The 12,366-nt window shown below is 59.7% G+C and carries 15 protein-coding genes; 12 read left to right on the top strand and 3 right to left on the bottom strand.

Features of this window, described 5'->3' with window-relative positions; translation table 11 throughout:
• The first annotated feature begins 56 nt into the window (after positions 1 to 56).
• The 7 genes from pufB to GZH79_RS06345 all read left to right on the top strand — a co-directional run bounded on the left by pufB (position 57) and on the right by GZH79_RS06345 (position 4,081).
• Positions 57 to 215 carry a light-harvesting antenna LH1, beta subunit gene (gene pufB, locus GZH79_RS06315; RefSeq protein WP_211642929.1) on the top strand — a complete coding sequence of 53 codons (159 nt, stop codon included), beginning with the start codon at positions 57 to 59 and terminating at the stop codon, positions 213 to 215.
• A gap of 12 nt (positions 216 to 227) precedes the next feature.
• On the top strand, positions 228 to 395 hold the full coding sequence (gene pufA, locus GZH79_RS06320) for a light-harvesting antenna LH1, alpha subunit (RefSeq protein ID WP_056029170.1): 168 nt from the start codon (positions 228 to 230) through the stop codon (positions 393 to 395).
• Between the two features lie 97 nt (positions 396 to 492).
• Positions 493 to 1,326 carry a photosynthetic reaction center subunit L gene (pufL, locus tag GZH79_RS06325; protein ID WP_211642930.1) on the top strand — a complete coding sequence of 278 codons (834 nt, stop codon included), beginning with the start codon at positions 493 to 495 and terminating at the stop codon, positions 1,324 to 1,326.
• Between the two features lie 12 nt (positions 1,327 to 1,338).
• Complete coding sequence (gene pufM, locus GZH79_RS06330) at positions 1,339 to 2,265, top strand: photosynthetic reaction center subunit M (protein ID WP_211642931.1); 927 nt, start codon at positions 1,339 to 1,341, stop codon at positions 2,263 to 2,265.
• A 16-nt stretch (positions 2,266 to 2,281) separates the two neighbouring features.
• Positions 2,282 to 2,527, top strand: coding sequence for an RC-LH1 core complex protein PufX (pufX, locus tag GZH79_RS06335; protein WP_211642932.1), 246 nt, complete (start codon positions 2,282 to 2,284; stop codon positions 2,525 to 2,527).
• Positions 2,528 to 2,921: 394 nt separating this feature from the next.
• Positions 2,922 to 3,812 carry an SPFH domain-containing protein gene (locus GZH79_RS06340; protein WP_211642933.1) on the top strand — a complete coding sequence of 297 codons (891 nt, stop codon included), beginning with the start codon at positions 2,922 to 2,924 and terminating at the stop codon, positions 3,810 to 3,812.
• Entirely contained in the window at positions 3,812 to 4,081 is a 270-nt protein-coding gene (locus GZH79_RS06345) for a hypothetical protein (protein ID WP_211642934.1), read from the top strand. Before GZH79_RS06340 ends, GZH79_RS06345 begins: the two co-directional genes overlap by 1 nt.
• Positions 4,082 to 4,217: 136 nt before the next feature.
• Here the strand turns inward: GZH79_RS06345 and GZH79_RS06350 are convergent, their stop codons facing one another.
• Together GZH79_RS06350 and pyrF are read right to left on the bottom strand one after the other, a co-directional pair.
• A complete protein-coding gene (locus GZH79_RS06350) occupies positions 4,218 to 4,430 on the bottom strand; it encodes an orotidine 5'-phosphate decarboxylase (RefSeq protein ID WP_211642935.1) in 213 nt (70 codons plus the stop codon).
• Positions 4,431 to 4,549: 119 nt separating this feature from the next.
• Complete coding sequence (gene pyrF, locus GZH79_RS06355) at positions 4,550 to 5,263, bottom strand: orotidine-5'-phosphate decarboxylase (RefSeq protein WP_211642936.1); 714 nt, start codon at positions 5,261 to 5,263, stop codon at positions 4,550 to 4,552.
• A gap of 151 nt (positions 5,264 to 5,414) precedes the next feature.
• Between pyrF and GZH79_RS06360 the strand changes: the two genes are divergently transcribed.
• The 3 genes from GZH79_RS06360 to GZH79_RS06370 all read left to right on the top strand — a co-directional run bounded on the left by GZH79_RS06360 (position 5,415) and on the right by GZH79_RS06370 (position 9,781).
• Positions 5,415 to 6,164 (top strand): hypothetical protein, encoded by a 750-nt coding sequence (locus tag GZH79_RS06360; protein WP_211642937.1) that lies wholly within the window; start codon positions 5,415 to 5,417, stop codon positions 6,162 to 6,164.
• A gap of 161 nt (positions 6,165 to 6,325) precedes the next feature.
• On the top strand, positions 6,326 to 8,935 hold the full coding sequence (clpB, locus tag GZH79_RS06365; RefSeq protein ID WP_211642938.1) for an ATP-dependent chaperone ClpB: 2,610 nt from the start codon (positions 6,326 to 6,328) through the stop codon (positions 8,933 to 8,935).
• Between the two features lie 117 nt (positions 8,936 to 9,052).
• Positions 9,053 to 9,781 carry a M48 family metallopeptidase gene (locus tag GZH79_RS06370; RefSeq protein WP_211642939.1) on the top strand — a complete coding sequence of 243 codons (729 nt, stop codon included), beginning with the start codon at positions 9,053 to 9,055 and terminating at the stop codon, positions 9,779 to 9,781.
• Between the two features lie 70 nt (positions 9,782 to 9,851).
• Here GZH79_RS06370 and GZH79_RS06375 read toward each other — a convergent pair whose 3' ends face one another.
• Positions 9,852 to 10,334, bottom strand: a complete 483-nt coding sequence (locus GZH79_RS06375) for a fasciclin domain-containing protein (RefSeq protein WP_211642940.1) — start codon at positions 10,332 to 10,334, stop codon at positions 9,852 to 9,854.
• Between the two features lie 300 nt (positions 10,335 to 10,634).
• On the opposite strand from GZH79_RS06375, the gene msrP reads away from it, so the two are divergent.
• Together msrP and msrQ are read left to right on the top strand one after the other, a co-directional pair.
• A complete protein-coding gene (gene msrP, locus GZH79_RS06380) occupies positions 10,635 to 11,534 on the top strand; it encodes a protein-methionine-sulfoxide reductase catalytic subunit MsrP (RefSeq protein WP_211642941.1) in 900 nt (299 codons plus the stop codon).
• Entirely contained in the window at positions 11,534 to 12,169 is a 636-nt protein-coding gene (gene msrQ / locus GZH79_RS06385; RefSeq protein ID WP_211642942.1) for a protein-methionine-sulfoxide reductase heme-binding subunit MsrQ, read from the top strand. The genes msrP and msrQ overlap by 1 nt, the downstream gene beginning before the upstream one ends.
• The last annotated feature ends 197 nt before the right edge of the window (positions 12,170 to 12,366 follow it).

Here is a 12,366-nt window from a genome sequence, read left to right on the forward strand (position 1 = left end):
CCCGCAATACCCGGCCGCCGGGGTGCGCGGCGTCAGTTCATAGTTGGAGACTAACGATGGCTGATAAAACCGACCTGTCCTTTACAGGTCTGACAGACGAGCAAGCGCAGGAGCTGCACACAGTCTACATGAGCGGATTTACGATCTTCACCGCGATCGCGGTCGTGGCACATGTGCTGACGTACATCAAACTGCCTTGGTTCAACTGGGGTTAAAGGAGACTTATCATGGCACAGTTCTACAAGATCTGGCTCATTTTCGACCCGCGCCGCGTTTTCGTGGCACAGGGCGTCTTCCTTTTTCTGCTGGCAGCGATGATTCACCTCGTCCTGCTTAGCAACCCGGAGACGAACTGGTTCAACCGTGCGTTCGGCAGCGAAATGGCCGCCGAATAAGCGACGGTAACGTCGCCGGGGGCGGGTCAGCTCGCCCCCGGTAAACACGACAGGGATACGGCCATGGGGGCCGCGTCACGCAACGAGGGGACGCATTATGGCGCAACTCAGCTTCGAGCGAAAATACCGCGTCCGCGGCGGGACGCTTGTAGGAGGGGACCTGTTCGATTTCTGGGTGGGGCCGTTCTATGTCGGCTTCTTCGGGGTCGTGACCTTCTTCTTTGCCGCCTTGGGCACAATTTTGATTTTTTACGGCGCCAGTCAGGGTCCAACATGGAATCCGTGGCTGATTTCCATCGAACCGCCGGGCCTGGATGTCGGCTTGGGGGCTGCACCGCTGCTGGAAGGCGGTTTGTGGCAAATCATCACCATCTGCGCGACTTTCGCGTTCATCGGCTGGATGATGCGAGAGGTCGAGATCTGCCGCAAACTTGGGATCGGGTATCATGTGCCCTTTGCCTTTGGGGTTGCGATTTTCGCCTATGTCACGCTGGTCATCATTCGGCCTGTCCTGATGGGCGCATGGGGATACGGATTTCCCTACGGCATTTTCAGCCACCTCGATTGGGTGAACAACACCGGCTATGCCTACGGCAATTTCCATTACAATCCGGCGCATATGGTCGCCATCAGCTTTTTCTGGATCACCGCACTGGCGCTTGCATTGCACGGGTCACTGATCCTGTCGGCGGTGAACCCCGCGCGCAAGGGTGACGAGGTCAAGACGCCCGACCACGAAGACACGTATTTCCGCGATTTGATCGGCTATTCGATCGGGCCGCTGGGGATTCACCGTCTGGGTCTGTTTCTGGCGCTGATGGCCGGTTTCTGGTCGGCGGTCTGCATCGTGATTTCAGGCACCATCTGGTTCGACGAATGGATCATCTGGTGGGACTGGTATTACGAGCTGCCGTGGTGGGTGAACCTGTGAGGAGTATGAAACATGGCTGAATATCAAAACATCTTTACGGCCGTCCAGGTTCAGGGTCCGCCCGAAATGGGCGTGATCGCCGACCCGACGACCCAGTTTGAACGGACAGACCGGGCCCGGTTTTCGACCCTTGCCGGTATTTTCGGCAATGCACAGATCGGACCGGTCCATCTGGGCCCCTACGGGTTGGTCGCCGTCATCGGCTTTGCGGCTTGGTTCTTTATCATCGGCATGGTGTTCTGGGATCAGGCGGATTATTCGCCTGCGATCTTCCTGCGCGACCTGTTCTGGCTGTCGCTGGACCCGCCTGCGGCAGAATACGGTCTGGGCTTTGCGCCGCTGGATGATGGTGGGTGGTGGCTGATTTCCAGCTTCTTCTTTGCTGTCGGCTGCATCGCGTGGTGGATCCGCACTTATACCCGCGCCACGGCATTGGGCATGGGGCATCACGTCAGCTGGGCATTTGCCGCCCTGCTGTGGCTGATTTTCGTGCTGAACTTCTTTCGTCCGATCGCCATGGGCAGTTGGTCCGAAGGCGTGCCTTATGGCATTTTCAGCCATCTGGACTGGACCAACCTGTTCTCGATCACCTACGGCAACCTGTTCTACAATCCGTTCCATGCGCTTTCGATCGTGTTCCTGTATGGCTCTGCCTTGCTGTTTGCGATGCACGGCGCAACCATTCTTGCAGTCAGCCGCTTTGGCGGTGACCGCGAACTGGAACAGATCTTGGATCGTGGGACGGCCACGGAACGGGCGGCGTTGTTCTGGCGCTGGACCATGGGCTTTAACGCCACGATGGAAGGTATCCACCGCTGGGCGTGGTGGTTCGCAGTGCTGACCCCGCTGACCGGCGGAATCGGGATCCTGCTGACCGGTACGGTCGTCGACAACTGGTATGCCTGGGCACAGGTCCACAACTATGCCCCTGCCAACTGATCAAGGAGCACGCGATATGAGTAGCAACGACAATTCCAATCTGCTTGGAATCAGTAGCCGATCCCGGCTTGCCGGCGATGTGACGATGCTGATGCTGCGGGGCGCAGGATATGCGCTGGTCGTGGTGCTGGCGATCTGGGCGACGATTGCGATCATCGCCTTTGTCGGCCGTGCCCTGCCCGAAGAAAGCAGGCAGCAACCCGACCCGACGCCGCTGTCTTCACATATGACGATCCCCGCACCGGCAGTCGTGCAGGTCTGATAAGAATTCCCGGGCCGACAGCTCATGTCAGCCCGGGACAGGGATCGGATGGCGGTTAAACGCTGTTCCGGTCGGTGCCATGCTTTCCCGGCGACGGCACCTGTTCCCGTCCTGTTGGCTACAGGGCTTGGGCGTCGTCGGTCAGCCGACGACGCCCGTTCATATCCTAACACATGATGACCGTGTTTCGCATGCGAAACATATTATGTCATAAAGACGCGTGGATGGGGCACCGGGTAAGGATTGTCTGAACAATGCGCCCGCATGGCGCGGCCTGAATTCGTTGTGGTAAATTCCGCGCGGGCCGATCAGGGATCGGCGCACGCAGCAACGCCACAGATTGCAACGCCGGGACCGGCTGGATACCCTTTGCAAAAGTGCAGGGGGTAGACGCATGATCGAAGACACCGTTTCACAGTTTCTAGGCCAGAACCTTGTTCTGATCTTGCTTGCGGTGTTCTTGATCGCCTGCATTCTGGCGGGCGTGCGGATCGTTCCGCAGTCGGAAAAATTCGTCGTGGAACGTTTGGGCCGGTTGCGGTCCGTGTTGGGGCCGGGGATCAATTTCATCATCCCGTTTATGGATCAGGTCAAACACCGGATTAGCATTTTGGAACGCCAATTGCCCAGCATGCAGCAGGATGCGATCACGTCCGACAACGTGTTGGTTCAGGTTGAAACCAGCGTGTTCTACCGGATCATCGAACCTGAAAAGACGGTTTACCGTATCCGCGACGTCGACGGCGCCATCGGCACCACGGTCGCGGGCATCGTCCGGTCAGAGGTTGGCCGGATGGAACTGGATCAGGTGCAGTCGAACCGGTCCAGCGTCATTGCCGCCGTGCGCGACCAACTGGCCCAGCAGGTCGATGACTGGGGGATCGAGGTGACCCGCGCCGAAATTCTGGATGTAAATCTGGACGCCGCGACGCGGGCGGCCATGTTGCAGCAGCTGAACGCCGAACGCGCCCGCCGCGCGCAGGTCACAGAAGCCGAAGGGCGCAAGCGGTCTGTCGAATTGCAGGCCGACGCCGATCTTTATGCCGCAGAGCAGGAAGCAAAAGCGCGCCGCGTTCTGGCCGATGCAGAAGCTTATGCCACGCAGGTTGTCGCGGTTGCCATCGCGGAAAACGGATTGGAAGCAGCGCAATATCAGGTGGCACTGAAACAGGTCGAAGCCCTGAACAAACTGGGATCTGGCCCAGGCAAACAGACGATCATTCTGCCCGCCGATGCGGTCGAGGCGTTCGGCAACGCATTCAAGATGCTGAAGGGTGTGCGCTGATGCCGCTCTGGTCGATCTGGTGGGTCTGGATGTCCGCAGCACTGGCGCTGGCAACGCTGGAAGTCATGGTCCCGGGTTACATCTTTTTGGGGTTTGCCGCCGGGGCTGCCGTGACAGGGGTAATCCTGCTGGTGGCGGATATCGCGTCGCTGCCGGTCGTTCTTGTGATCTTTGCGGTGCTGTCAGGGGTCGCTTATCTGGGTGCGCGCCGCGTCTTTGGCATTCCGGGCAACAAGCCCAAGGTTTGGGACCGGGATATCAACGACTGACCTGCAATCTGATGGACGACAAAAAAGGGCCCGTCGCAAAAGCGGCGGACCCCAGTGGAAGGTCGGCAGTAGATAATGCAATCGCATCAGGGACAGAGGCAGAGATTGCAGCCGATACCTTCGACTCGGAAAAGGGTCAGACGTGGGACAGCAGGCTGGACCCGCTGTCGGACATCCGCAGGGCGTGACGGGCCAAACCGGATTTGACGCGTTCCATGTCCATCGTCATCGGTCCGGCGACCTGACAGGGGTAGCGAAAGGTCTGGCCAGCGCGTTGGATGTCGACGCGTGCTTCGAATGCGCCGGCGGTGGCGTTGTAGCGGACGGAACCAAGGTTGATCTGTGTCATAACGTTACTCCTGCTGAAAAGCCGGCAACATTTGTTGCCTGGCCCGCATCGTTGATTGTCAGAGTAACGGCACAGCCACCGAAAAAGTTCCAAAACAGGCAGAAAAAAGTTTACAAGCGCTACGAGCTATGAGCCGAAGCAAGCTCTGACAGAATCGCCTGCGCTGCTGCCTTGGGGTCATCGGACTGCCAGATCGGACGACCGACCACCAGATGGTCGGCCCCGTTCAGGATGGCGTTTGCGGGGGTTGCGACCCGCTTTTGGTCGCCAAGAGATGCCCCTGCTGGCCGGACGCCGGGGGTCACGATCAATCGGCCTGCCGATTCGGGCAGGGCGCGGATTGCCGCGGCCTCTTGTGGGGATGCGATCAATCCGTCGGCCCCGGCATCCAATGCGCGCGCGGCGCGATCAATGACCAGATCGGACACGGTGCCAGCGCGCATCAATGACGCATCCAGATCATCGCGGTCGAGCGACGTCAGGATCGTGACCGCAAGAATTTTCATGTTGCTGCCCGCAGCCCCCTGTTTTGCGGCCCGCACGACATGGGGGTCGCCATGGACGGTCAGAAAGTCGATGTCGAATTGGGTGAATCCGCGCACCGCCGCTTCGATCGTGGCGCCGATGTCGAACAGTTTCATGTCCAGAAAGATACGCTTGCCGTGTTCCTGTTTCAGTTCATTGGCAAGTGCGAGCCCACCACCCGTCAGCATCCCCAGACCGATCTTGTAGAACGATACGGCGTCGCCCAACCGTTGGGCGATATCCATTCCGGCCAGGACATTGGGCAGATCAAGGGCTACGATCAGGCGGTCATCGGCGGGATGGGACATGGCGGCTTCCTTTTCATGGGTTGTTATCGTTTAGGGAAGCTGCATGAAAAGGGCAACGCAGGCTGTGTTCGCTAATTGACGGCGGATTGTCAGACCCTAATTAAACGGATAAGCGCGGTTGCGTGGGCGGCAAGTTAAAGGAAACAAGGTTATGGCAAATTCTTCTGGCGCGATGTCCAGCAATCCGTTTTTCATGATCGTTGGTCTGGGGGTCGGAGCTGCGGCTTTGATCGCAATCGCGATTGCGGCAACGTCACCGACGACAGGCGATGCTGTCGGCAGCGGGCCCGAGGTTGAGGTGGTCGCGGAAGATGAAGAAGAAGCTACTGTTGATGTCGACGCCGCCGCAGACGACGAAATGGTAGAGGAAGACGCGCCCGTAGCGGAAGAGCCTGCAGAAGACGCGCCTGCCGCGACCGAAGATGCGGATGCCGACGATGCGCCGCTAGAAACCGAAGGTGAACTGCCGCTTGATGTGTCAGAAGCAGAAGAAGAAGCGACCGACGGCGACGTCGTCGGCTCTGAAGCGCCGGACACCAGCGAAACTATCGTCGAAACCAGCGGTAACGCGGTCACGCCCGAAGATACCGATGTCACTGTGGAAACAGTGCCTGCCGATGATGTGGATGTACCGGCGGCCGGCGACACGCTGATCCCCAATGCGAATGACGGCAATGTCGACCTGTCCGAGCCAGATGATGACGCGTTTGTCAGCCCGGAGGTGCAGAATACGGACGTACCCGAAGACGAACAGACGCCCAGCGGGCTTGAAACCGACCTTGTCGTAGATCCTGATCGGGGCGCGGCAGGCGGGCCGGACCCCGATGGTGGCGCGGAACCGTTCTTTCCAACGCCATCCGGTCCCGAAGGTGGCGACGCGGACGCACTGACAGTCGATTGATCCCATAAAAACGCGGCCCCGGTGGGCCGCGTTTTTCATGACAGCACACCCTGCGGCGATCTTGCAACAGGGTCAGTCGCCCCCCATCTTTCTGTAGAGGTCCGAACCGGACGTGCCGCAAAGCGGGCGCCCCTTGTCGGATGCTTTACAGGAGAGACGACATGAACCTTGAAACATTCACGGAACGGTCGCGCGGTTTCATTCAGGCCGCACAGACCATCGCCATGCGCGAAAACCACCAGCGGGTTTTGCCCGAACATTTGCTGAAAGCCTTGATGGATGACGATCAGGGTCTGGCTTCCAACCTGATCACCAAAGCGGCGGGCGACGTGGCTGCGGTGCGTGCATCGGTCGATGCCGCTGTCGGCAAGGTGCCTGCGGTATCGGGCGATACCGGCCAGATCTACGTGGACACGACGACGGCCAAGGTGCTGGACGAAGCGCAAAAGCTGGCCAACAAGGCTGGCGACAGTTTTGTCCCCGTCGAACGGTTGCTGACGGCCTTGGCATTGGTGAAATCCAAGGCAAAGGATGCGCTTGACGCAGGCAAGGTGACGGCGCAAGGCCTGAACGCCGCGATCAATGACGTCCGCAAGGGCCGCACCGCTGACAGCGCCAGCGCCGAAGACGGTTATGACGCGCTGAAGAAATACGCCCGCGATCTGACAGAAGCCGCCCGTGCGGGCAAGATCGACCCGATCATTGGTCGGGACGAGGAAATCCGCCGCGCGATGCAGGTGCTGTCACGGCGGACCAAGAATAACCCCGTGCTGATCGGTGAACCCGGCGTCGGTAAAACGGCGATTGCCGAAGGTCTGGCGCTGCGGATCGTGGATGGCGACGTGCCGGAAAGCCTGCGCAACAAGCGGTTGATGGCCCTGGATATGGGCGCGTTGATCGCTGGTGCCAAATACCGTGGCGAGTTCGAGGAACGGCTGAAGGCGATCCTGACCGAAATCGAGGCTGCGGCAGGCGAAGTCATTTTGTTCATCGACGAAATGCACACGCTGGTCGGCGCTGGCAAATCCGAAGGTGCGATGGATGCCGCCAACCTGATCAAACCCGCATTGGCGCGGGGGGAACTGCATTGCGTGGGTGCCACGACGCTGGACGAATACCGCAAGCATGTCGAAAAGGATGCGGCACTGGCCCGGCGGTTCCAGCCCATCATGGTCGAAGAACCGACGGTCGTGGACACGATCAGCATTCTGCGTGGGATCAAGGAAAAATACGAACTGCACCACGGTGTGCGGATTGCGGATGCGGCTTTGGTGGCTGCGGCGACCCTGTCGCATCGCTATATCACGGACCGGTTCCTGCCCGACAAGGCTATCGACCTGATGGACGAGGCCGCCAGCCGTCTGCGGATGGAAGTGGACAGCAAGCCCGAAGCACTGGATGCGCTGGACCGTGACATCATGCAAAAGCAGATCGAACAGGAAGCGCTGCGCAAAGAAGACGATGCCGCGTCCAAGGACAGGCTGGCCAAGCTGGAAAAAGATCTGGCCGACCTGCAGGACCGCGCGTCCGAAATGACCGCCGCATGGCAGGCAGAGCGTGACAAGCTGGAAGGCGCGCGCGACGTCAAGGAACGGCTGGACCGCGCGCGGGCCGAACTGGAAATCGCCAAACGTGAAGGCAACCTCGCGAAAGCGGGTGAGCTGTCTTATGGTGTGATCCCGGAACTGGAACGCACGCTGGCGGAAACCGACGGCGACGAACGTGTGGTCGAAGACGCGGTACGGGCCGAACAGATTGCAGAAGTTGTGGAACGCTGGACGGGGATTCCCATGTCCAAGATGCTGGAAGGCGAGCGTGACAAGCTGCTGCGGATGGAAGACGAACTGGGACGCCGGGTCATCGGCCAACGGACAGCGGTGCGCGCGGTGTCGAACGCGGTGCGCCGGGCGCGTGCCGGGCTGAACGACGAAGCGCGGCCATTGGGCAGTTTCCTGTTTCTGGGGCCAACTGGCGTCGGCAAGACGGAACTGACAAAGGCGCTGGCCGACTACCTGTTCGACGACGATTCCGCGATGGTGCGGATCGACATGTCCGAATTCATGGAAAAGCACGCGGTCAGTCGTCTGATCGGTGCGCCTCCGGGCTACGTCGGCTATGACGAAGGCGGTGTTTTGACCGAAGCGGTGCGGCGCAGACCCTATCAGGTCGTGCTGTTCGACGAGGTCGAAAAGGCGCATCCCGATGTGTTCAACGTGTTGTTGCAGGTCTTGGACGATGGCGTCCTGACGGACGGGCAGGGGCGGACGGTGGATTTCAAGCAGACGCTGATCATCCTGACGTCGAACCTGGGTGCGCAGGCGCTGAGCCAACTGCCCGAAAACGCCGATGCCAGTCAGGCAAAGCGAGATGTGATGGACGCGGTGCGGGCGCATTTCCGTCCCGAATTCCTGAACCGTCTGGACGAGACGATCATCTTTGACCGGCTGGCCCGCGAGGATATGGCCGGGATCGTCAAAATCCAGTTGGGGCGTTTGGAACAGCGTTTGGCCGGGCGCAACATCAGTCTGGTTCTGGACGATGGCGCGCTGCAATGGCTGGCGGACGAAGGTTATGACCCGGTGTTCGGGGCGCGGCCACTGAAACGCGTGATCCAGCGCGCGATGCAGGATCAACTGGCAGAGATGATCCTGGCTGGTGACGTGATGGACGGGGCCACCGTGACGATCAGTTCCGGTCCGGACGGGTTGATCGTGGGCGACCGGATCAGCGCCAGCAACCGACCCAAACCAGACGATGCCGTGGTGCATTGACCAGACAAATGGCGGGGCATGCCCCGCCATTTTCTTTTCCGGCTGTGCATGATGACCCGTGTGGGAACCCGCGCCATGGCTTATGTATTTGTCCAGAACCCTGAACGGAGCCGACCGATGATGCGACCATTCCTTACGTCTACCATGCTTGCTGCGATGCTTGGCCTGTCGGCCTGTGATGACGCGCCGACACTGGTGTCTGATACGCAGGTTGCACAGATGGGCCTGCAGGAATGGGAACAGATCACGTCGTCGATGCCCGCATCGACCAATGCTGAATATCAGCGGCGGCTGGACCGTGTGACACGTCGTTTGCTGAATGCTGCGGGGGAAAACCCCGCCGACTGGCGCTGGCAGGTGTTTCAAAGCGGTCAGCCGAACGCCTTTGCCTTGCCCGGCAACCGGATCGGTGTGTTCAGCGGAATGATGCAGATTGCAAACACCGATGCGCAACTGGCAGCGGTTGTCGGCCACGAGATCGGGCATTTGCAGGCCAATCACAGTGCGGAACGCGTTTCGGCGCAGATTGCCAGTGAATTGGGGCTGAGTGTTCTGGATGCTGCCTTGGGTGCCGGAGAGGTCGTGGGACGCGAACAGATCGGGTCAGCGCTGGGCATGGGGCTGAACTATGGCGTACTGTTGCCCTATTCGCGCCGGAACGAACTGGAAGCCGACCGTCTGGGTATCGAGTTGATGAATCAGGCAGGTTACGATCCGAATGCAGCGCTGCGGTTTTGGGAAAGCATGGCGCGGGCCAATGCCAATCGCGGGCCTGCGTTCCTGACGACCCATCCGGCGCCGGAATCCCGGATTGCCCAGATCGAAGAAATCATTGCCGCGCTTTAGTCAGGCCGGTGGCTGAACGAAAAAAGGCCCCGGTGTGAACCGGGGCCTTTTCGCGTCAACAATGGGTTGATTACATCGGTGGCATGATGACGGTGTCGATCACGTGGATCACACCGTTGGTTGCTGCGATGTCTGCGGTCGTGACGGTCGCGTCGTTGACCATGACAGCGTCACCGACGCTGATCGTCACATCCGCACCGTTTACGGTGGTTGCGGTCATGCCATCGGACAGGTCCGTGGACATCACGGCGCCCGGGACCACATGATAGGTCAGGATCGCGGCGAGTGCTTCTGGATCTTCCAGCAGACCTTCGACCGTGCCTTCGGGCAGGGCGGCAAAGGCTTCGTCCGTGGGTGCAAACACGGTGAACGGGCCTTCGCCCTTCAGCGTTTCGACCAGACCGGCGGCTTCGACGGCGGCGACCAGCGTGGTAAAGTTACCGGCTTCGACGGCGGTATCGACGATATCCATTTCTGCGGCATGGGCGGCGGCGAATGCGCCGGTTCCCAGTGTCATCAAGGCAGCGGTCGTCATAAATGTACGGCGTAGCATAGTGTCATCTCCTGTTGAAGAATTTGGCAGCATTGGCTGCGAACCACAGCTAGGTGCGCGTTCGGAAAAAACATCAGGGCATCTGCGACGCCTTGTCACTTTTCAATGGCCACGACGCGACTAAGCCAGATCAGTTTTTTTCTTCAAGTCGCGGGTTCGTGACCTGACGTGATCCGGCGTGAATGGCCGGATCGGTGCAACCGGGTTTTCGTTACAACATGCTGCTGGGATCGTGAGAAACCTTTCAGCGGTTTGTCACGTATATAAGGGACGGAACGAGCATTATAGATGGAGTACCGCATGGCCTATCGCTGGAAGAACGACCTGACTGCCGCAGACGTCACACCCAAAGCCGCCTTTCTGAACAGGCGGCAGATGATCGCGGGAACGGCAGGTCTGGGGGCGATCGCGTATGCGGGTGGGGCACAGGCGCAGGATGCGCTGGAACCCAACACGCTGGAAGAGATCACGACCTACAACAACTTTTACGAATTCGGCACCGGCAAGACCGATCCCGCGCAGAATGCCAGCGCCATGGTCATCGACCCTTGGACCGTGACGGTAGACGGTTTGGTCGACAATCCCGGTGACTATGATTTTGCAGACCTTCTGGATGGGCTGACGACCGAAGAACGGATCTACCGGTTCCGCTGTGTCGAAGCGTGGTCGATGGTCATTCCGTGGAACGGCATCGAACTGGCCGACATTCTGGACAAGGTCGGGGTGCAGGCTAATGCGCAATACGTCCGGTTCGAAACCGTGGTGCAGCCCGAAAACATGCCGGGCGTGCGCAGGGGTGTCATCGACTTTCCCTATATCGAAGCGTTGCGACTGGACGAAGCGCGCCACCCGCTGACCCTGATGGCGACGGGCATTTACGGCGAACCGATGCCAAAACAGAACGGCGCGCCGATGCGTCTGGTGGTGCCGTGGAAATATGGTTTCAAATCGATCAAGTCGATCGTGCGGATCACCTTGACCGAAGAACAGCCCGTCAACACATGGCAGGACATCAACGCGCGGGAATACGGGTTCTACGCCAACGTGAATCCGAACGTGGATCACCCGCGCTGGCCTCAGGGGTCCGAACGCCGGATCGGCGGCGGCCTGTTCAGTGCGCGGCAGGACACGCTGATGTTCAACGGCTATGACGAGGTTGCCGACCTTTATGCCGGCATGGACCTGAGCGTCGATTACTGATGACCCTGTCGCAACGCATCAACGGGGGGCTGCGGCGCGTGCCGGCGTGGCCTCTCTATATACTGACTGCGGTCTACACGGCGTGGATGTTCTGGCTGGCGGCCAGCGGGCAGCTGGGCGTGGAACCGATCAACACGCTGGAACGCGAATACGGAGAAGCCGCGCTGATCCTGCTGATCGTCGGATTGGTGGTCACGCCGCTGCGGGACTGGACGGGAATCAGCCTGGTCAAGTTCCGCCGCGCCATCGGGCTGTCGGCGTTCTTTCTGGTGGTCGCACATTTCGCTGTGTTTGCCGTGCTGGACGTGCAGTCGCTGGGACGGGTCGTGACCGAAGTCGTGAAACGCCCCTATGTCACCGTGGGCTTTGCCGCATTCGTGCTGCTGATTCCGCTGGCGGTGACGTCCAACAACCGCAGCATCCGCAAACTTGGCCCGGTGCGCTGGCGCAACCTGCATAAACTGACCTACCCGGCTGCCGTTCTGGGGGGGCTCCATTACATCTGGCTGGTCAAAGGATGGCCGATCGAACCCTTTGTCTACATGGGGGCGATTCTGGTGCTGTTGGTCGTGCGACTGAAATGGGCGCGGATTCGTGCGTGGATGGGTCAGAATCTGGGGTCGGCAAAGGCCTGATCGCTTCTGCGTCCAAGCTCACGCAATAGAGAGGTCATATTCTTTCGATATGACCCTAGGTCCGAGAACGGAAATTCCGCTAAGACTAGGTAAACACGGGAAAATCAGCTTTTTCGGGAAAAATGCGAAGTTTTTGTAAAAAGGTGCTTGCGGCGGTTCGTTACTAACCGTAGAAGCCCCCTCACCGGAGACGCAGT

It is taken from the genome of Loktanella sp. SALINAS62 (genome assembly GCF_018263905.1).
GTDB lineage: Bacteria > Pseudomonadota > Alphaproteobacteria > Rhodobacterales > Rhodobacteraceae > Loktanella.